Here is an 18,899-nt window from a genome sequence, read left to right as displayed (position 1 = left end):
GCGCTCGCTTTCCGCCCGCGCCACCCGTGAAGGCCGGGCACGGCGCGGCAAGGCACTTGGCCAGCGGCCCGCGACGGCCCGGGCAAGGCGGGCCCCCAAGAGTGCCCCCAAGGGGTCGCCGAGGCGCCCTCACGACCCCAGGAGAAAGCCCCCGTAAGCCCCCGTAAGCCCAGCAACAAGCAAGCCCCAGGGCAAGCCCCCTCATCCCTCCAGCAGTCGCTGCCCCACGTACTCGCCCTCCGCCGCCCCGCCCGGCACGGCGAACAGGCCGCTCGACTCGTGGCGGATGAACTTCGACAGCGCGTCGCCCCGGTCGAGTTTGCGCTGCACCGGCACGAAGCCGCGCAGCGGGTCGGCCTGCCAGCAGACGAAGAGCAGACCCGCGTCCGGCAGGCCGTCCGCGTCGAAGCCGTCATGGAAGGAGAACGGGCGGCGGAGCATGGCCGCGCCCCCGTTCTGGTCGGGGCGGGTGATCCGCGCGTGGGCGTTGATCGGGATGACCAGCCTGTCGTCGGCGTCGGTCTTCTCCAGGTCCGGCTCGGCCGTCTCGCCACCCCCGGTCAGCGGAGCGCCGTTGGACTTCTTGCGCCCGATGACGTCCTCCTGGTCCTTGAGCGAGAGCTTCTCCCAGTCGTCGAGGAGCATGCGGATACGGCGTACGACGGCGTAGGAGCCGTTCGCCATCCACTCCGGGTCGCCGGAGCCCGACGCGGGCACGAAGATGCGCTCGTCGAAGTCGGTGTCGTCCGGCTTCGGATTGCGGGTGCCGTCGATCTGGCCCATCAGATTGCGGGCCGTCATGGGGTGGGCGGTGGCTCCGGGTGAGCGGTTGAAGCCGTTCATCTGCCACCGCACCCGCGCCGCGCCACCCGCGTCCTTCTGGACGGCGCGCAGGGCGTGGAAGGCGACCAGCGCGTCGTTGGCGCCGATCTGCACCCATAGATCGCCGTTGCTGCGGGCCTTGTCGAGATGGTCGGAGGAGAAGTCGGGCAGCGGGTCCAGGGAGTCCGGGCGCTGCTTCTCCAGTCCCGTACGGGCGAAGAAGCTGTGGCCGAAGCCGAAGGTGACCGTCAGGGACGAGGGGCCCGCGTCGCGCGCCACGTCCGTGTCGTCCTGTGTGGCCGCCTCGCCGGCCATCAGGCGCCGGGCTGTCTCCGACCAGCGTCGCAGCAGCGCCGTGGCCTCCTTGCGGCCCGCGCCCGCCGCCAGGTCGAACGCGACGAGGTGCCCCCGGGCCTGGAGCGCGGTGGTGATCCCGGCCTGATGTTTCCCGTGAAACATCGCCTGGTCCGCGCCGACCGAGCTGAGCGGTGTGGCCTGGTCGGCCGGGGGAGCCGCCGCGTATCCGGCGGCTCCGCCCACCGCGCCCAGCGCCAGTCCGGTCGCCCCGGCGGTCCCGAGCAGCTGACGGCGCGAGATGGTTCTGCTCGGGACGGGCTCCGAGGAGGGCTTCGGCGAAGGTCTCAGGGAGGGCGTTCCCGGTGCCGGAGCCTCGGGTGTGGACTGTTCAGCCATGGTGTGGTTCAGCCGATCTGCGCGTTCTTGTTGACGGTCGCCTGGTCGATGTCGGACGTCCGCACGGTCACGGCGACCTCCCAGTCGCCCGCCATGGGGATCTGCACCCCGGTGGCCGTCCAGTGTCCGGTCGCGATGCGGTCGGGGACCACGGGCAGCGGCCCGATGTCCTTCGCCTCGAGCGTGAAGGCGACCTTCACCTCGGGGACGTCGAAGGCCCTGCCGTTGGGCCGCTGCACGTAGACATGCATCTCGTTGCCGCCCACGCGCGCGGGGTCGATGTCGACCCGTACGACTCCCTTGCCGTCCTCGCCCCCCGTGTCGAACGGGATGTCCAGGGTCAGTGCCCCGGATTCCCCGGCCACGTCGGGCTGCTGCCCGGCCGACGCGGTGGCCGCCTTGGCCTCCTCCACGGTCCGCCCCGGTTCGGTCGACGTCAGCACGGTCGTGACGGCCAGCAGGACGACGGCCACGCCCGCTTCGGCGAGCACGGACCGGCGCAGTCCCCTGCGTCCCGGATCGGAGTCCCGGACGCGCTTGTCGTGCGCGGTGGCCACGGCGGCCCGCTGCCGCGCGAGCTGGGCGGCGCGTTCGGAGTCCTGCGCATCCTGCCCTGAGTCCTGCGCGTCCTGCCCTGAGTCCCGCGGGGTCTGCCCTGAGTCCTGCGCGTCCTGCCCTGAGTCCCGCGGGGTCTGCCCCGAGTCCTGCGCATCCTGCCCGGAGTCCTGCGGGGTCTGCCCTGATTTCTCGGTGTCCTGCTCGGCGTCCTCGGGATTCTGCCCGGAGGCTCCCGAGCCCTTCGTGGCCCCACCCGAGGCCACGGCCATACGCGCCACACCGGCACGCCGGCCCGCGACGGCCTCCACGGAGACCGCCGCGGCGGTGGAGGCCACAGTGCCCTCCGGCACCTCGGCCAGCCGGTTCGTCCACCGCCGGGAGATCCACGCGATCCCCACGAGCACCGCGACGAGCCCGATCTTCACGAGCAGCAGCTGTCCGTACGACGTCCCGGTCAGCGCCGACCAGGTGCCGACCTGGCGCCAGGACTGGTAAATGCCGGTCGCCGTCAGTACGAGCACGCTGATGAACGCGACGCGCGAGAAGCGGCGTACGGCCGCCGTCTCGATCTGGGTGTCGGCGGGCGCCCGGAACAGTGCCACCAGCAGCGCGGCCAGTCCGCCCAGCCAGGCGGCGACCGCCAGCAGGTGCGCCACGTCGACGGGCATCGAGATCCCCGTCTGGATGCCGGTCGAGGCGTGCTCGGCCATGGCCCAGCTCGCGGCCAGACCCGCCGCCACCACGCTCCCGCCGACCGCGAGCCCGAAGGCGAGGTCCTTCTGGGAGGCGTACCGACCGGCCATCTCGTCCGAGTCCGAGTCCGAGTCCGCGCCGGCGTCCGAGTCCGCGTCGACATCGGCGCCCTGACCAGCGTCAGCGTCCTGACCACCGTCGACGCCCTGATCGCCGCTGTCCTGCCCGGTATCGTCCTGTCGCGCGTACGCCCCGAAGAGCACCGCGATGAACAGCGCCGCAGCCGCGAGCAGCAGCAGCCGGGACACCAGTGCCGCGCCCGCCTTGGTCTGCAGTACGGCACCGAGCAGGCTCAGGTCGAAGATGTCACCGATCTTCCCGGAGCCGGTGTACGAGCCGCGCAGGAGCAGCATCGCGAGGGTGGCCGAGGTCAGCGCGAGCCACCCGGCGACCACGAGCCGCTGCACGGGCCGTACCCCCGCACCCCGCTGCCAGCAGGCCAGCACGAAGGCGGCACCCCCGGTCAGGAGGATGAAGCCGGCGTACGCGAGGTAGCGCGCGAACCCGTAGAGCCCGCCGACGACACCTCCACCCGCCGTCTGCTCAGGCACCGGGGCCGTGGTCTTCGAGGGCGCGCCCACGGAGAACGTGAACGCGCCGGCGACGGGGTGGCTGTCCGCCGAGACCACCTGGTAGGTGACGGTGAACGTGCCCTCGGGCAGCCCCGAGTGCAGCTTCACCCCGTAGCTGTTGCCGCCCAGGTCGGACGTCTTGCCGGTGTCGACCTGCTTGCCCTTGGGGTCGTAGACCCGCACCGAGCCGTCGGACATCGCGACCTTCTCGGAGAAGGTGAGCGAAACCTGCGACGGCGCCTTGTCGACCACCGCGCCCTGCTGTGGGTCGCTCGCGGTCAGCGCGGCATGCGCGGAGACCGGTGCCGTGCCGGCGATCAGGGCGCCGATCACGGCGACGAACAGCAGCAACAGCGCCCGGATACGGGGAGTGATGGCCTGCCTCACGGGGCTCAACGGTGGTCTCTCCCTCAGTGGTGCGACGACAAGGACGACGAAGAAAAGAACGTGTCCGACATCACGGATGTGTTCGACGTCGCGGCGGTGTCCGACATCGCGGAGGTGTCCGACGCCGGCCGGTACGTGGCCGGCTTCACCGGCATCTTCACCGTGATCGGATCGGTCTTGCCGAAGTGCAGTTCCACGGACACCGTCTCGCCCTCCTTCGGCTTGCGCTTCAGCTTCTCGAACATCAGATGCATGCCGCCGCTCTCCATGACGAGCCTGCCGCGGGCCGGGATGGCGCGGTCGTCGCCGCCGGCGCTCTCCATGGTCTGTCCGGACGTCTTGTGGAGGGTGACCTCCTGGGCGATGTCACTGCTGACGGACCGGAGGGTGTCCGGCTGGTCGCTGTCGTTCTCGATGACCAGGTAACCGGCCGCCATCGCGGCGGTGACCGGCTGGGGCATGTACGCGGACCGGATCCGCAACCCGCTCCCCTGGTCCCCGTCCGTGTCCCCGCCACCGCAGCCGGCGAGGACGAGGGCGCAGGTCATGACCACGGCCGCCCCGGTGAGACGCCTCACGGGTTCTCTCCCTTGAGGAGTTTCGGCAGGTCCTTGGCGTAGTCCTCGACGGTTGCGTCCTCCCCGTACAGCACGTATCCGCCGTCGGTCTTCGGCGAGAACGCGATGACCTGGGTGCCGTGCATCGAGGTGACCTTGCCGTCCTTCTCCTTCTTCGGCGGATCGATGGAGATGCCGATGGTGCGGGCGCCGGCCTGGATCGTGTCGAAGTCGCCGGTCAGGCCCACGACGTCGGTGTCGATGCCCTTGAGCCACTCGCCGAGGGCCTTCGGGGTGTCCCGCTCCGGGTCGGTGGTGACGAACACGATCCGCAGGTTCGCCAGTTCCGACTTCGGCAGCTTCCTGGACACCTCCTTCTTGGCGACGGCGATGTTGTTCATCGTCAGGGGGCAGATGTCGGGGCAGTTGGTGTAGCCGAAGTAGATCAGCGTCGGCTTGCCCGCGGTCTCCTTGCGGAGGTCGTACTTCTTGCCGTGCGTGTCCGTCAGGACGAGGTCCGGCTTCTCGAACGGCTTGTCGAGCACCGTGGCCGCCTTGGCCGAGCCGGACTCCGCGGACACCTCGGCGACCGGCGCGTTCGCGTCGTCACCGCCGCTGCCGCAGCCGGAGAGGGTGAGGGCGGCCACGGCGAGCAGGGCGGCCGCGGCGTACGTGTGCTTCGAGCTCTTCGAAACCTTCGGGCCCTTGGCGGCGGCCTTCGGGCCCTTGGCGGTCTTCGAGCTCTTGGTGTTCTCGGTGTGCATAGAGAAAAGTCCCAGGTGTTCGAGTCCCGGCGCGCACCGGGGCCGTACGGCCATGGCGTGACGGAGATCCTCCGGATCCTCTGCCGTGCCGACGAGGTCGTACGGGCCCCGCGTGCGCCCCGAGGGGCGGGGGATCAGGCGGTCGTACGCCGACGGCCGGCCATTACGCCGTAGGCCACGCCCGCGGCGCCCACGACGATGCCCACGACGCCCAGGACGCGGGCCGTGGTGTCGCTGCTGTCGGTGTGCTCGGCGGCGGACGTGTCGGCGGAGGCGGCCTCGGAGTCGTCGGCGTCGTCGGAGTCGGACGCCTGGTCGGCGCCGGACGCGCCGTGGTGGTCGTCGGTCGCGGCGGACAGGGCGAGGACCGCCGCCGGGTTCTCGGGCTCCTCCTTGCCTTCCTGCGGCACCTCGATCCAGCGCACGACCTCCTTGTTGGAGTACGTCTGGAGTGTCTTGAAGACCAGTTCGTCGGTGTCCTCGGGGAGCTGGCCGATGGAGAGCGGGAACTTCTGGAAGAAGCCCGGCTCGATGCCCTTGCCGGTGGCGGTCCAGGTGACCTTGGACACGGCCTCGTCGATCTTCTCGCCGTGCATCTCTACCGGCTTGTCCAGCTTGGACTTGGTGACCTCGACCTTCCAGCCGTCGACGGCCTGCGGCTGCACCGAGGCCAGCGGGTGGTCCATGGGGAGGTTCACCTCGAGCTTGGTGGTCGAGGCGTCGTCGCGCTCGTTGGGGACCTTGAAGTTGACGGTCGCGTACCCGCCCTTGGCCGCGGTGCCCTCGGGCGCCACGCTGACGTGCGCGAACGCGGGGGAGGACAGGACTACGACGGCCGAGGCGGCGACGGCGCCGACGGCGGCGATACGAGAAGCCTTCATGGCAGATGACACTCCACTGTGACGGATGATCCGAAGAAGAAGAGGGGTGTGCGTGCGCGACGGTGCCACCGGGAGCGCGAAACGGCTCCGGGGGAGGTCCGCCGGTGACTCCGCCGGGAACGAGCTCCCCGGAACGGCGACGGCGAAGAACGACCGGGCCGGGTCCCTGGGGCGTCGAGAACGGCGGGCACGCGCGCGTGCCGACGGCGGCGGCCCCTCCCGGTGTTCCGGTGTTCCGGTGTTCCGGTGTTCCGGTGTTCCGGTGTTCCGGTGGAGTGGCGCGTCGCGTCAGGCAGCGAGGACGAGTACGGCGGCGGACGGCGGCCCGCGCCGGATCACCGTGTGCTGGAGCGCGGTCGTACGGGGCGACGGTGCCGCCTCGTGTGCGGGACACGGTCCGCGGGGTGCCGTGTCCGGGGTGCCCGGGAGACCAGAGAACAGGGCCCGCACCAGCGAGAGGGCCGCGCGCAGGGACCCTACGAGTGTCCCTTCCGTGGACAGTCTCGCGATCCGCAGCAGGGCGAGGTCCCCGTGCCGCAGCACCCATCCGGCGGCGACGGCCGCGAGGAGGTGGCTGAGCAGCATCGGCACGGACGGCAGGACGGACATCGGGAAGCCCATGGCCGTCGACATGGCATCCGCGGGGTCGTGCGCGGCATGCGCACCAAGACCGCCGGCACCAAGACCGCCCGCGCCGGGACCGCCCGCGCCGGGACCGCCCGTGCCGGGACCGGCTGTGCCGAGCCCGGCGTCCGCGAGGATGCGCTGGGCCTGCGCCGGGCTGATCGCCGCCGCGGTCGCCCCGCACACGAGGCGCGCGGCGCGTTCGACGAGGGCGGCATCCAGAGCGGCAGAGGTGCCGGTGGCCGCGGGCGTACCGTGCTGGCCGAGCCCGAACAGCGTGTGCAGCACGGTCTGGCCCACCGCCAGCATCGCCGCTATGCCCGCCAGCGAGCGCTGCCTTCCGGCGAGAGGCGCCGCGACGGCGAAGACGGCGACGAATCCGGCGCCCAGGCTCCACGCCGGGATCGTGTCGCAGGAGGCGAGCGCGTGACCTGCCGCGGCCAGCACGACGCAGACCGCGGCGAACATCGCGGCCCTCAGCAGCCGGAGATCATCTCCCGCGCGCGTGCACTGGTGGGGGGCAGTCATGGCCGGCTCATCATCGCACTGGCCGTACCAGCCCCGTACGGCAGGTCCACGACGTGACGTACGGGTGGAAGGGGGGCATTGTTCACCGAGATCCGCACGTGGCTGCTGAGCTGGATGTTCAGGGTGGCGGAAGGGGGTAAGTAACGAATTGGGATCCGTGACGCATCCCGCTGTGGACGAATCCCCGCATACACCGATGTCCGCCGTCCGCGCATCCGCTGTATGGGCGGTATCACGCGATCCAGGGGCTTACACCCCCGCGCCGAGGGCAATACGTAACGGTATGTCGAGCCGCGGCCAGGAGGCTGGAGCATGAGCATCTGGTGGTCACTCCATCTGCGGCGCGACGCCGCCAGCGTGCCGCTCGCCCGGCGGCTTCTGCTCGGCACGATGGAGACCGCGGGCGTCGACCCGGATGTCTCCTACGACCTTTCCGTCGCGCTCAGTGAGGCCTGTGCCAACGCCGTCGAGCATGGTGGGGACACACCTGACGGCCCGTCCGAGGCCTACCGGGTGACGGCGTACCTCGACGGCGAGAAGTGCCGCATCGAGGTCACCGACTCGGGACCCGGGTTCCCCGCCACGAGAGACCGCCCGTCGATCCGTCCGGCCCGCACCGACGCCGAGCACGGCCGCGGTCTCTGCCTCATCCAGGAACTCGCCGACCATGTCCACATCGGCAACAAGCCGGGCCGGGGCGGTGCGGTGGTGAGCTTCGACAAGATCCTCAAGTGGCGCGAGGACGCTCCGCTGATGGCCGTATAGCTGACGGCACAGCCGGCGGCGGTCGGTCTGGCGCCCGGTGTATCGATCACGAGTGTGGTCAACGCCGACAGATTTGATCATGGCGAAGGCCTCGGCGTGGCGGAGCGGTCCAGGACTGCACCGTCGGCCGAAGCCGCTCACCAGCCCTGACCTGCCGCTTCTCACTGCGGCTCCGTGGGCTGCGGCTCCGTCGGCTGCGCCTCCGCCGACCGTGGCACCGCGACGGGCGTCGCCCGGGGCTGCGGTGCGGCCGCCCGTGCCCGCTCCGCCCAGCGGACCGCCGGGCCCATGGCCGCACCCGCGGCGAGGAACAGCCCCCCGAGAACCAGCCAGCCCGGGGCTCCCCAGCCGAGGACGAGCGTGGTCAGCAGCAGCGGGCCGATCAGACGTGCGACCGCGGTCCCGCTGCCGTAGAAGCCCTGGTACTGGCCCTGCTTCGCCGCCGGTGCCAGCCCGAAGCCGATCTCCCAGGAGCCCGAGCCGAGCAGCATCTCCCCGAAGACCTGGACACACGCGGCGACCACCAGCACCACCACCGCCATCCAGGGCGAGGTGCCCATGGCGGACAGCGCGAAGGCCGCGCACGCCAGGAACAGCACGACTCCCGAGAGCCGCACCGTCCGGGACGCCGACGCCAGGTCCTTCACCCGGGCGGCCAGCCTCACTTGGAACAGCACGACACCCACGGTGTTGAGCACTAGGAGCGCCGACACCATCCAGCCGGGCGCCTCGGTGCGCTCCACGATCCACAGGGGCAGTACGACGCTCAGCAGCGGCATGTAGAGCAGCATCACCATGTTCAGCAGCGACACCACCGCGTACGGCGCGTCCCTGAGCACCGCGAGCCGCGGCTCGCCCTTCACGGTCCCCCCGGACACGGGCACCACCGGCAGCCGCAGCATGACCAGGACCGCGAGCAGGAAGCTCGCGGCGTCCATCGCCAGCGCCGTCAGATACGACTCCTTGCTGTCGAGATGCAGGGCGATACCGCCGAGCGCCGCCCCGACCGCCAGTCCGGCGTTCACCGTCGACTGCAGGTACGCCCTGGTCTCGGTCCGCCGTGCCGGCTCCACCAGGCCCGCCAGCAGCGCCTGCCGCGCCGCCGCCAGCCCGCACTGGCAGCACGCGTACACGCACACCGCCAACAGGAACGCCGAGAAGGACCGCACGAAGAGGAACGAGGCCACCGCGGCCGCTGTCGCCCCCGACAGCAGCATCGCGATGCCCCGCGGCCCGCGCCGGTCGGCGAGATGCCCCAGCGGCACACCCGCGCACGCCCCGATCGCCCAGCCGAGCGTGAGGGCCCCGCCGATCTGTGTCGGTGTCAGGCCCACGATCCGGCTGAAGTACAGCGCCGAGCACACGTAGTACGCGCCGTCACCCACCGAATTGGTCAGCTGTGCCAGGGCAAGCACCCGCTGAGGGCCCCCAGGAGGGATGATCCGGCTCACGTCGATGTCCTTTCCGTCCCGCATCCGGCGTGTGCCGCCTTCGCCGACCACGCCAACTCCCGGACTCTGCACCGCTCTTCGACGGCGCCAAACACCTGAGGCGGTGCGTGTAAGCGCAATTTCCGGTGGGCGGGCGACGGTGAAACCGTCATAACGCGCACACCGGGCGGCCGGTTTGTGGGAACGGCTGTGCTGGAGGCGAACACACCGAAGGCATTCGCCAGGGTTCGCCACCCCTTCCGCGCGGGAGAGATATCCACCAGCATGAAAACGCCTGGTCGGCCGCCCTGGCAGTGAGAGAAAGAGCGCGTTCCGCTGGCGCGGGCAACGGATCCCGGAGGGACACCTTGCGAACAGGCACGAAGCAGGCCATGGAGTGGCTCGCCGCCGCCGCGACCGACCCGCGGGCCTGCAAGCGGCAGTGGCACGACGAGAGCGGAACCGCGGTGCTGGCCTGCGGACGGCTCTGGGATGTGCTGAGCGTGCCGGAGGACCTGGGCGTGCTGGCCCTGGACGCCCTGTTGCGCATTCCGGAGGCGCCAGGCCCCGTCCTCGCGGACGCCGCTTCCCGCAGAGTGGCCTTCTTCCTGCCGCCGGACCCGGAGAGCCGCTGGATCGGCTCGGGCATCCGGTACGCGGGCAAGGGCTCGTGGATTGCGGCACCCGCCCCGCACCAGGCCGCCGGACGCCTGCGCTGGCTGGTCCCACCCGACGGCACCGGAGCCCTGTTCGTCCCCGCGGCGGTGGAACTGGCCCTGCACCTGGCCCTCGGCAGACTGGCAGCCCAAAGCGAAACAAAGCGCCCCTGTCCCACCTGCGGTGCCCCGGCCACGGGTTCGGCGCCCCACGCCGACGACCGGCCCGACTGACCTCACCACCTGGTACGCCGGCGCCCCGCCACGCACCGCACCGGATCAGGCGGCACCCGCGTTCGGAGGCGGGGGACGGCTGTGCGGCTACGGACTCTCAGGGCACTCACAGCATTCCCTCAGCCCCCTGACTGGCGGCCTCCCTAACTTCTCGGCCATGACGGGAAACCACAGGAACAAGACGCTCACCCGGCGCCGCGCCCTCGCGGTGACCGGAGGCACGGTTGCGGCCGGTGGCCTCGCGGTCGCCGGATACCAGGCGGCCTTCGCCGACGAGACGGCCACCACCACGACGGAAGCCGCGGCCTCCGCCTCGACGACCTCCACCAGCAGCAGCCAGTGCGTGCTGATGTCGAGTGTCACCGAGGGGCCGTACTACCTGGACGGCGCCCTGGTGCGGAAGGACATCACCGAGGGCAAGTCCGGCGTCCCCCTGACGCTGCGCATCGTCGTGCAGGACACCACCGACTCCTGCGCCCCGGTCGCCGGCGCGGCCGTCGAGATCTGGCACTGCGACGCCTGGGGCTACTACTCCGGCTACACCACGGCCAACCCCGGAGGCTCCGCACCCGCCGAGAGTGAGGACGGCTCGGACGCCAACGACCAGACCTACCTGCGCGGTTACCAGATCGCCAATGCCAATGGCGTCGTGAAGTTCGAGACGATCATCCCCGGCTGGTACACGCCCCGGACCTGCCACATCCACGTCAAGGTGCACACCGGCGGTGAGAAGGAGGACGGCACTTACGAGGGCGGCACGGTGAACTTCACCGGCCAGTTCTTCTTCGACGACGATGTGGTCGAGCAGATTTTCGAACTGGAGCCGTACAACCAGCACTCGGGCACCTACACCAAGCTCGACGACGACATGGTCTACGACGGCGGCGGCGCCTCCAGCGGCCTGCTCACCCTGAAGCCGGTCCACAAGAAGGACCCGTCCAAGGGCTACAAGGGCTACATCACCGTCGGGATCGACCCGGACGCCGAGAACACCGGTGCCGGCGGTGGCGGCGAAGGCGGTGGCGGCACCCCGCCTTCGGGCGAGCCACCGGCCGACGCCCCGAGCGACACCCCGTCCACCCCGGCCTCCTCGTAAGGTGACGGGATGAGCAGCCACGTGGGCGAGGCGGCGGGTATGGGCAGCCGCGAGGACGAGGCGCTGGCGCAGGCAGCCGTGGCCGCGCTGACCCGGCAGCTGGAGCTGGCCCCCAAGCCCGGACTCCCCGATCCGCGTGACCTCGGCGCCCGCGTCACCCGCCAGGACCACTGCGCCCTGCGCTGGTCGGCGAAGGCGCTGGCACCAGGCTTCGCGGCGATGGCGGCTGCCGCGCGCCGCTCCGGAGCCCCGACGCCCGAACTCCGGGCCGAACTGGGGGACATCGGCCGGGCCAGCGAGCACTCGGTGGCCCTGGCCGGCGGCGGCCACCGCGGCGCCACCTGGGTGCTCGGGCTCCTGGTCGCCGCGGCGGCCATGGACCCCCGCGCCCGGGGCCGTGAACTCGCCGCGATCGCCAAGAAGATCGCCGCCCACCCCGACCGCCGGGCGCCACGGCGGCCCTCCCGGGGCTCGTCCGTCTCCGCGAAGTACGGTGCGGCCGGGGCGCGGGGCGAGGCACGGGCCGGATTCCCGCATGTGCGCCGGGCGTTGGACGCCCTGTCCAGGACCCGCTCCTCGGGCGCCCTTGAACCGAACGCCCGGCTCGACGCCCTCCTGACCGTCATGTCCACACTTCAGGACACCGAGTTGCTGTACACCGCGGGCCCCCACGGACTCCGCCATGTGCAGGCGGGCGCCCGAGCGGTCCTGGAGGCCGGCGGAACGTCCACGGACGCCGGCCGCGAGGCCCTGACGGCTCTCGACGCCGACCTCCACGCGCGCGCGTGGAGCCCGCGCGGCAGCGGCTCACTGCTGGCGGGCGCCCTGTTCGCCGACTCGCTGCCCCTGGTGGGCACGCCGTCGCCGGCCGCGTAGCGCCCGCGGCGCGGTGGTGCGCGTGCGTGTCGAGGAAGGCCACCGCGTCACGCACGCCCCACACGCGCCCCGGACCGTTGAGCGATCAGCCCCTGAGCGACGCCATCCACGCCTCGACCTCGTCGGACCGGCGCGGCAGCCCGGCCGAGAGGTTCCGGTTGCCGTCCTCGGTCACCAGGATGTCGTCCTCGATACGGACACCGATACCGCGGTACTCCTCGGGCACCGTCAGGTCGTCGGCCTGGAAGTACAGTCCCGGCTCGACGGTCAGCACCATGCCCGGCTCCAGCGTGCCGTCCACATACGACTCGACACGCGCCGCGGCGCAGTCGTGGACGTCCATGCCGAGCATGTGACCGGTGCCGTGCAGTGTCCACCGGCGCTGCAACCCCAGCTCCAGGACCCGCTCCACCGGCCCCTCGACGAGCCCCCACTCCACCAGCCGCTCGGCCAGCACCCGCTGCGCGGCATCATGGAAGTCCCGGTACTTGGCACCCGGCCGCACGGCCGCGATACCGGCCTCCTGGGCGTCGTACACGGCGTCATAGACCTTTTTCTGGATCTCGCTGTACGTGCCGTTGACCGGCAGCGTGCGCGTGACGTCCGCCGTGTAGTACGTGTGCGTCTCCACGCCCGCGTCCAGCAGCAGCAGGTCCCCGGAACGGACGGGACCGTCGTTGCGTACCCAGTGCAGGGTGCAGGCGTGCGGACCGGCGGCGCAGATGGAGCCGTAGCCGACATCGTTGCCCTCCACGCGCGCGCGGAGGAAGAACGTTCCCTCGATATAGCGCTCTGACGTGGCCTCCGCCTTGTCGAGCACCTTCACCACGTCCTCGAAGCCGCGCACGGTCGAGTCGACGGCCTTCTGCAACTCGCCGATCTCGAACTCGTCCTTGACGAGCCGGGCCTCCGAGAGGAAGACGCGCAGTTCCGCGTCGCGCTCGGCGGTCACCTTGTCGTGCAGCGCCGCCTCGATGCCGGCGTCGTGTCCCCGCACCACCCGGACGGGCCCGGTGGCCTCCTTCAGCTTGTCGGGCAGCTCGCGCACGTCACCGGCCGGAATGCCGTACAGCTGCTCCGCCTCGGCCGGCGAGTGACGGCGGCCGACCCACAGCTCGCCCTGGCCGGAGAGCCAGAACTCGCCGTTCTCGCGGTCCGAGCGCGGCAGGAGGTAGATCGTCTCCTTGTGGCTGCTTTCCCCGTTCGGGGAGGTGGTGGGCTCCAGCACCAGGACGCCGTCCTCGGTCTGGTCGCCGGTGAGGTACGCGTACTCGACGGAGGCACGGAACGGGTAGTCCGTGTCGTTCGAGCGCCTCTTCAGGTTGCCCGCGGGGACGACCAGACGCTCGCCCGGGAACCGCGCGGAGAGCGCGGCGCGGCGGGCGGCCGTCTCGGTCGCCTGGGGGACCGGCTCCAGGCCGTGCAGCTCCGTGTCGGCCCAGCCGGACTTCATGTTCTCGGCCAGCTCGTCGGACACTCCCGGGTACAGGCCGTTCTTGCGCTGCTTGATTGGCTGTTCGGCTTCGGCCGCCTCGGTCTCCGGGGTCTCCGGCTCGAGCTCGTCCGCCACGGTCATCCTCCTCGATACGGCACAGGACCTGCTCCATCGTACGGTCGTGCGGTACACGTCCCGGTGCCTTCGAGACCTGTGCGCGAGCCCCGGCGGCTCACTCGAATCACTCGAAGCGTGCCGCCAGCAGCACCACGTCCTCTTCGCTGTCGGCCTCGTCCAGACCGTCCGGCAGCACGCTCCGCAGCACGTGGTCGGCGACGGCCCCCGCGTCGTCGCGCAGCGCCCTGGGTGTGCTCACCGCCGCGGCGTGCAGCCGTGAGAAGGCGCGGTCCATGGAGTCGCCGGTACGCCGCAGCAGACCGTCGGTGTAGAACAGCACCGTCTCGCCCCGCTCGGCGCACAGCTCGACACTTGGCGCCTCCCAGCAGGCAAGCATCCCCAGCGGGGCCGACAGCGACGTCTCCACGAACTCCGTGCGCCGCCGCCCGATGACCAGCGGCGGACTGTGTCCGGCGCCCGCCAGCGTGATCTTCCGCAGGGCGGGCTCGCAGTAGGCGAAGAGAGCGGTGGCCGAGCGGGCGGGTTCGGTGAGCCTGAGGAGCAGTTCCAGATCGGACAGGACGGCGACGGGGTCCTCGCCCTCCATCACGGCGTACGCCCGCAGGGAGGCCCGCAGTCGGCCCATCGCGGCGATCGCGCTGGGCCCGGATCCGGTGACCGACCCGACCGCGAGACCGAGCGCGCCGTCGGGCAGCGGTAGCGCGTCGTACCAGTCGCCGCCCCCGCGCGGACCGGTGCGGTGCCGGGCGGCGAGCTGGACGTCGGCGATCCGGGGGAGCCGTGAGGGCAGCAGCTCCTCGGAGAGCGTCGTCATGCACGCGCGCGTGCGCTCTGTTTCGACGATCCTGGCCAGGTGCTCGGTCGCATAGCGGCAGTAGAGGCCGATCAGGTGCCGTTGCTGCTCGACCGGTGCGGTCGGCTCGTCGTAGAGCCAGACGGCGGCGCCCAGACGCCCCGCCGCCTCAGTGGCGAGGGGCAGCGCGTAGCTGGCGGCGTAGCCGAGACGGGCGGCCACCTCGCGGTGACGGGGGTCGAGCCCGTCCTCGGCGAAGAGATCCGGCTGCGCGATCTCGCCCAGACCGCCGGGCAGCCCGGCCGGTGTGTCGAGGAGCCTTCCGTACGACATGGAGGCGCGCGGCACGGTCTCGATATGGCCGAGATCGGCGCGGGCGAGGCCGAGGCCGATGGTCGTGTCCGGGCCGAGTCCGTCGCCCGGTTCCAGGACGACGAGACCGCGCCGGGCGCCCACGAGGGCGGCTCCCGCGCGCAACAGCTCCTGGAGCGTGTCGGCGAGTGCGTCCGTGCGGGCCAGGCGCTCGGTGAGTTCGTGGAGGGTCGTGAGATCGGAGACCCAGCCGGCGAGTCTGTCCTGGAGAGCGGCCCCTGGGGCCATGCGCGGCGTGACTCGGGAGGGGCCCGTGGAGGTGGGCGAGGGCGCGACAGTGTGTGCGGGCGAGGGAACGGTTGAATCGATTCCGGCCACTTTCGGAAGATGAGGGGCGTTCATGTTTCACGGCTTTCCGACCGGCGTTCCCGGCTTTCCGACCGGTGCGTATTGCTCCATAGCATCGCAAACCCCCATGTCGTTTTGCGCCGCTAGCAGTGTCTCCACATCTACACGGACTCGTGAGGGGATGTCCAGCATTGTCCTGCTGGGATTAGTGGTGTCCGTGGGGCTGTGTGAGTCTCTTGCGAAATGGCAAAGTTGGCTTGAAACTGCCTTAGGGAACGAGGTGCTGCGGTCGACTGGCCTTGTTCAACAGAGCGTCACAGCGGTCGTGATGGGTACGTACTCGGTGAAGGCCAGGAGTACTGGGGAACCGCCCGGAACCTGGCGCCCGAACCGGGCGTCCTATCCACCGACGACCGTGCCCCATCCTCCCGTGGCGGAGGCGCCGAGCAATAGCGGGACGGCAAAACGCCAGGCGTCGCCACCCCCACGCCATGCCCATGCTTTTGATAGACGCAGTATGGACGCGGACGCAGCCAACGCTCGACCCATAGGGGTTCCCCTTGTCCGAGACAAGGGTGTGATGCGCCAGCAGGTACGCACAGTGAAGTGATCGACACATGATGTGATGTGGCCCACAGTGTTGCCAGGCGTGCAACGGAAAGGAACGAGCGCTCATGCGCGAGATCCTCGGAAGGCGACGCAGGCTCCTGTCCAGGCGAAACGGCGGGAGGCCGGAGATGCTCCAGCAGGCCCTGACGTTCGCGAGCGAATGGCAGTGGCCGGTACTCCCCGGTGTGGCACCTGACCCGCAGGGACGGGACCGGTGCGGATGTCCCGACGCGGAGTGCGTGGTGCCCGGGGCCCACCCCTTCGACCCGGGCCTCCTCGCGGCCACCACCGACGAGCGCATGGTGCGCTGGTGGTGGACCAACCGGCCCTCGGCGCCCATCGTGATGGCGACCGGAGGCCAGGCACCCTGCGCGGTGAGCCTGCCGGCCCTCGCGGGTGCCCGCGCCCTCGACGCCCTCGGCCGCATGGGTATGCGTCTGGGCCCGGTCGTCGCGACCCGCGCGCGCTGGGCGATCCTCGTGGCGCCGTACTCCATGGAGCAGCTGGGCGAGCTGCTGTACGCCAAGGACTTCGTGCCGGGCTCCCTGCGTTTCCACGGCGAGGGCGGCTATCTGGCGCTGCCCCCCTCCGAGACCGGTCTCGGTCAGGTCTGCTGGGAGCGGGCGCCGCTGCCCGGCTCGGCCGCGCCCTGGGTGCCCGATGTGGAGGCCGTGGTCGACGCGGTCGTGGAGGCCCTCACTCGTACGGGTGTGAGCGCCCCCGAGATGTGAGGGGTTTGGGCGCGCGGGAAGCCGGGCGTCCGTTCTGGGCCGTTATCTTCCGTTCATGAATCTTCAATCTGGGCGGCACGGGCGGCACAGGGCCTCATGGCCGCGGCGCGGCGGACCGCGGGCCCGCAGGGCTCGCCTGGTGGCGCTGGCCGGCCTCGCGGTGGCCGCCATCGCCCTGCCGCTCGCCGTGGCATCCGCGGGGCCCCTCGGTGACGCGGGGCGCGCCGTCGCCCGTGTGTCCGGACTCGCCGACGAGAGGGCGCGAGCCGCGGAGAGCGGCTCGCGTGACGGCGAGGCGCGTCATGACGGGACGACGTGGGACGCGGCATCGGGTGACGGCAAGGTGTCCGGCGAGGAATGGCCCGCCTACGAGTCACGCACCGACGAGTCACGCGGCGACGAGTCACGCACCGACGAGTCACGCGGCGACGAGTCACGCACCGACGAGTCACGCGGCGGCGAGTCACGCGGCGGCGAGTCACGCGGCGGCGAAGAAGGGCCTGTCGGCGAAACGGGCGGCGCGGAGGCGCAGGCCCCCTCGCGGTCGCCTCTGTCGCTCGGCATCGGGCTCGCCACCGCCACCCGGTGCGGTGCCGAGCTCACCTCGCCCGACGGCATCGAGGCCCAGACCTGTGTACTGACGCAGGGCGAGGAGACCTGGGCCCGCACCTACTACCGCAACGCCACCGGCGAGGAGCTGAGCCTGGTACTCAGCCTCATGTCCCCGGACGGGCACTCCGTGCGCATGCACTGCCTCGTGGGCGCGCAGGACGAGCCAGGAGTGTGCGAGACCCCGAAGGAGCGCGCACAGGGCGGTCTGGAGGCGTACACGGCCGTCGCGGAGTTCGCGTCGAGTTCCGGGCGCGGGCCGCTGCTCCTGCGCGCCGGCAGCAACTCGCCCGGGGGACAGGTCGGTTGACGACCGGCCCCGTTCCGCCCGGTCGGCCGCGTCCGAACCCGGACATGACTGGGACATGACCCAGGCATGACCCGAACATGAAAAGACCCGGTTGCTGGCGACGGGGGATGCACCAGCAACCGGGCTACTGGAACGGTAACAAGAGATCGGCGGTTCGCAAATTCGATCTCGCCTATTCGGACACGGATTCCCTTGTCACGACGGGGAGTTGTGACAGGAGTCACCCATTCCGTAGGTGCTGAGCCGGCTGACTGTTCGGTCAGCCGGCTCGGTGCGTCAGCTGAGCGTGACCTGCCGGTTGGTGAGACCGCCGCGCGCCCGGCGCTCGTCCGCGGTGAGCAGCGCGTCCGAGGCCAGGGCGGTGGCGAGGCGCTCGCCGAACTCGGCGGCGGGCTTCTCCACGTCCTCCGCGCCGACACCGCTCGGGAGGTCCCAGACCGGCACCGTGAGACCGTGCGCGCGGAAGGAGCCCACCAGGCGGGTGCCCTCGCCGAGACTCGACTGCCCGGCCGCGTGCAGCCGCGCGAGGGCGTCCAGAAGCTGCTCCTCGGGGTGCGGCATGACCCAGCGCAGGTGGTTCTTGTCGGGCGTCTCGCACCAGTACGCGGCGTCCACACCCGTGAGCTTGACGGTCGGGATGGCGGCGGCGTTGGCCCGCTCCAGGGACGCGGCGACCTCCGGAGCCGCGTTCTCCGCGTCCGGAACCCAGAATTCGAAGCCCGTGTGTACAACTGGCTCGAACGCGCCTTCAGGAGCGAGGAGATCCTGAAGGCGCGGGCCGTCGGACGGGGTACGGCGGCCCTGGACCGGGGTGCCGGGCTCCGCGACGAGCGCGCGCTGGAGGGTGTCGGCCAGGTCGCGGCTGATGTCACCCGACGCCGTGTCGTTCTGCAGGCCGAGCAGCACCGAGCCGTCGTCGCGGCGCAGCGCGGGCCACGCCATCGGCAGGACGGTGGCGAGCGTGACCGACGGGACGTCCTCCGGGAGGTCGTCCTTCAGCGTCAGTTGGACGGTCGCGGCCGGCACCAGCTCGCGCAGCGCGACCCAGTCGCACTCCCCCGGCAGGCCCTCGAAGGGGCGCTGAACCAACTCGGTCACCGCGTGCGCGGCGGCCCGGCCATGACAGGCCTTGTACCGGCGGCCGCTGCCGCAGGGGCAGGGCTCGCGCGCGCCGACGACCGGAACGTGCCCATCAGCGCCTGCGGCGCGGGCTCCGCCTGCGGTCTGCGGGCGCTTGGCCTTCGTCTGGGGTCGCTTCTTGGCCATGGTGGGTGTCTCCCGGTTACGGCTCGTCTCGTACGGGCGCGAGCCTAGCCGCTCGTACGGCACCCGACGGGACCCTACGAGCAACGCACCGAGCCGCCGCGGAAGCACCGGTTCTGTACAGGGGCGCGAAAGCCCGTGGGCCGGGGCGGGGC

16 protein-coding genes are annotated in these 18,899 nt (G+C 71.3%); 6 read left to right on the top strand and 10 right to left on the bottom strand.

Translation table 11 applies throughout. The features are described from left to right. Positions 1-201 precede the first annotated feature (201 nt). The 6 genes from efeB to FNH04_RS02420 form a co-directional block, all read right to left on the bottom strand. Positions 202-1,515, bottom strand: a complete 1,314-nt coding sequence (gene efeB, locus FNH04_RS02445; RefSeq protein ID WP_152779830.1) for an iron uptake transporter deferrochelatase/peroxidase subunit — start codon at positions 1,513-1,515, stop codon at positions 202-204. Positions 1,516-1,523: 8 nt separating this feature from the next. Then, on the bottom strand, positions 1,524-3,785 hold the full coding sequence (locus FNH04_RS02440) for a copper resistance CopC/CopD family protein (RefSeq protein WP_322722516.1): 2,262 nt from the start codon (positions 3,783-3,785) through the stop codon (positions 1,524-1,526). A 23-nt stretch (positions 3,786-3,808) separates the two neighbouring features. After that, complete coding sequence (locus FNH04_RS02435; RefSeq protein WP_322722482.1) at positions 3,809-4,363, bottom strand: copper chaperone PCu(A)C; 555 nt, start codon at positions 4,361-4,363, stop codon at positions 3,809-3,811. Continuing rightward, the gene (locus tag FNH04_RS02430) at positions 4,360-5,106 is read right to left on the bottom strand and encodes an SCO family protein (protein WP_152779828.1); all 747 of its coding nucleotides are present in this window, start codon (positions 5,104-5,106) and stop codon (positions 4,360-4,362) included. The genes FNH04_RS02435 and FNH04_RS02430 overlap by 4 nt, the downstream gene beginning before the upstream one ends. A 134-nt stretch (positions 5,107-5,240) precedes the next feature. Further along, complete coding sequence (locus tag FNH04_RS02425) at positions 5,241-5,987, bottom strand: YcnI family copper-binding membrane protein (RefSeq protein ID WP_152779826.1); 747 nt, start codon at positions 5,985-5,987, stop codon at positions 5,241-5,243. A gap of 288 nt (positions 5,988-6,275) precedes the next feature. Next, on the bottom strand, positions 6,276-7,139 hold the full coding sequence (locus FNH04_RS02420) for a hypothetical protein (RefSeq protein ID WP_152779824.1): 864 nt from the start codon (positions 7,137-7,139) through the stop codon (positions 6,276-6,278). A gap of 312 nt (positions 7,140-7,451) precedes the next feature. Between FNH04_RS02420 and FNH04_RS02415 the strand changes: the two genes are divergently transcribed. Continuing rightward, positions 7,452-7,904 (top strand): ATP-binding protein, encoded by a 453-nt coding sequence (locus tag FNH04_RS02415; protein WP_152779822.1) that lies wholly within the window; start codon positions 7,452-7,454, stop codon positions 7,902-7,904. Positions 7,905-8,065: 161 nt separating this feature from the next. Here FNH04_RS02415 and FNH04_RS02410 read toward each other — a convergent pair whose 3' ends face one another. Continuing rightward, positions 8,066-9,355 (bottom strand): MFS transporter, encoded by a 1,290-nt coding sequence (locus FNH04_RS02410; RefSeq protein ID WP_322722477.1) that lies wholly within the window; start codon positions 9,353-9,355, stop codon positions 8,066-8,068. A gap of 371 nt (positions 9,356-9,726) precedes the next feature. On the opposite strand from FNH04_RS02410, the gene FNH04_RS02405 reads away from it, so the two are divergent. From FNH04_RS02405 to FNH04_RS02395, 3 genes are all read left to right on the top strand, one after another. Then, positions 9,727-10,224: a bifunctional DNA primase/polymerase gene (locus FNH04_RS02405; RefSeq protein WP_228030999.1), complete on the top strand. Its 498-nt coding sequence runs from the start codon at positions 9,727-9,729 to the stop codon at positions 10,222-10,224. A 157-nt stretch (positions 10,225-10,381) separates the two neighbouring features. Beyond that, a complete protein-coding gene (locus tag FNH04_RS02400) occupies positions 10,382-11,320 on the top strand; it encodes an intradiol ring-cleavage dioxygenase (RefSeq protein WP_152779818.1) in 939 nt (312 codons plus the stop codon). Positions 11,321-11,359: 39 nt separating this feature from the next. Further along, on the top strand, positions 11,360-12,196 hold the full coding sequence (locus tag FNH04_RS02395; protein ID WP_152779887.1) for a triphosphoribosyl-dephospho-CoA synthase: 837 nt from the start codon (positions 11,360-11,362) through the stop codon (positions 12,194-12,196). 85 nt (positions 12,197-12,281) lie between these two features. On the opposite strand, the gene FNH04_RS02390 is transcribed toward FNH04_RS02395, so the two are convergent. Together FNH04_RS02390 and FNH04_RS02385 are read right to left on the bottom strand one after the other, a co-directional pair. Continuing rightward, positions 12,282-13,772 carry an aminopeptidase P family protein gene (locus FNH04_RS02390; protein WP_152779816.1) on the bottom strand — a complete coding sequence of 497 codons (1,491 nt, stop codon included), beginning with the start codon at positions 13,770-13,772 and terminating at the stop codon, positions 12,282-12,284. A 100-nt stretch (positions 13,773-13,872) separates the two neighbouring features. Continuing rightward, on the bottom strand, positions 13,873-15,276 hold the full coding sequence (locus FNH04_RS02385) for a PP2C family protein-serine/threonine phosphatase (protein ID WP_152779814.1): 1,404 nt from the start codon (positions 15,274-15,276) through the stop codon (positions 13,873-13,875). A 620-nt stretch (positions 15,277-15,896) separates the two neighbouring features. Between FNH04_RS02385 and FNH04_RS02380 the strand changes: the two genes are divergently transcribed. Continuing rightward, positions 15,897-16,562 carry a bifunctional DNA primase/polymerase gene (locus tag FNH04_RS02380; protein WP_152779812.1) on the top strand — a complete coding sequence of 222 codons (666 nt, stop codon included), beginning with the start codon at positions 15,897-15,899 and terminating at the stop codon, positions 16,560-16,562. Positions 16,563-16,617: 55 nt separating this feature from the next. Then, positions 16,618-17,481 (top strand): hypothetical protein, encoded by an 864-nt coding sequence (locus tag FNH04_RS02375; RefSeq protein WP_386575336.1) that lies wholly within the window; start codon positions 16,618-16,620, stop codon positions 17,479-17,481. A 276-nt stretch (positions 17,482-17,757) separates the two neighbouring features. Here FNH04_RS02375 and FNH04_RS02370 read toward each other — a convergent pair whose 3' ends face one another. Next, positions 17,758-18,747, bottom strand: a complete 990-nt coding sequence (locus FNH04_RS02370) for a DUF5926 family protein (protein ID WP_152779810.1) — start codon at positions 18,745-18,747, stop codon at positions 17,758-17,760. Positions 18,748-18,899 lie beyond the last annotated feature (152 nt).

The sequence above is a fragment of the Streptomyces phyllanthi genome (assembly GCF_009377205.1).
In the GTDB taxonomy this organism is placed as follows: Bacteria; Actinomycetota; Actinomycetes; order Streptomycetales; family Streptomycetaceae; genus Streptomyces; species Streptomyces phyllanthi.
Note: the sequence above shows the minus strand (reverse complement) of the source record. Positions and strands in the feature narration are given on the sequence as shown.

Excerpts from the sequence above, each read along its gene's own strand:
- efeB (WP_152779830.1), bottom strand. The coding sequence starts at position 1,515 with ATGGCTGAACAGTCCACACCCGAGGCTCCGGCACCGGGAACGCCCTCC.
- FNH04_RS02430 (WP_152779828.1), bottom strand. The coding sequence starts at position 5,106 with ATGCACACCGAGAACACCAAGAGCTCGAAGACCGCCAAGGGCCCGAAG.
- FNH04_RS02425 (WP_152779826.1), bottom strand. The coding sequence starts at position 5,987 with ATGAAGGCTTCTCGTATCGCCGCCGTCGGCGCCGTCGCCGCCTCGGCC.
- FNH04_RS02420 (WP_152779824.1), bottom strand. The coding sequence starts at position 7,139 with ATGACTGCCCCCCACCAGTGCACGCGCGCGGGAGATGATCTCCGGCTG.
- FNH04_RS02415 (WP_152779822.1), top strand. The coding sequence starts at position 7,452 with ATGAGCATCTGGTGGTCACTCCATCTGCGGCGCGACGCCGCCAGCGTG.
- FNH04_RS02405 (WP_228030999.1), top strand. The coding sequence starts at position 9,727 with ATGGAGTGGCTCGCCGCCGCCGCGACCGACCCGCGGGCCTGCAAGCGG.
- FNH04_RS02400 (WP_152779818.1), top strand. The coding sequence starts at position 10,382 with ATGACGGGAAACCACAGGAACAAGACGCTCACCCGGCGCCGCGCCCTC.
- FNH04_RS02395 (WP_152779887.1), top strand. The coding sequence starts at position 11,360 with ATGGGCAGCCGCGAGGACGAGGCGCTGGCGCAGGCAGCCGTGGCCGCG.
- FNH04_RS02390 (WP_152779816.1), bottom strand. The coding sequence starts at position 13,772 with ATGACCGTGGCGGACGAGCTCGAGCCGGAGACCCCGGAGACCGAGGCG.
- FNH04_RS02385 (WP_152779814.1), bottom strand. The coding sequence starts at position 15,276 with ATGAACGCCCCTCATCTTCCGAAAGTGGCCGGAATCGATTCAACCGTT.
- FNH04_RS02380 (WP_152779812.1), top strand. The coding sequence starts at position 15,897 with ATGCGCGAGATCCTCGGAAGGCGACGCAGGCTCCTGTCCAGGCGAAAC.
- FNH04_RS02375 (WP_386575336.1), top strand. The coding sequence starts at position 16,618 with ATGAATCTTCAATCTGGGCGGCACGGGCGGCACAGGGCCTCATGGCCG.
- FNH04_RS02370 (WP_152779810.1), bottom strand. The coding sequence starts at position 18,747 with ATGGCCAAGAAGCGACCCCAGACGAAGGCCAAGCGCCCGCAGACCGCA.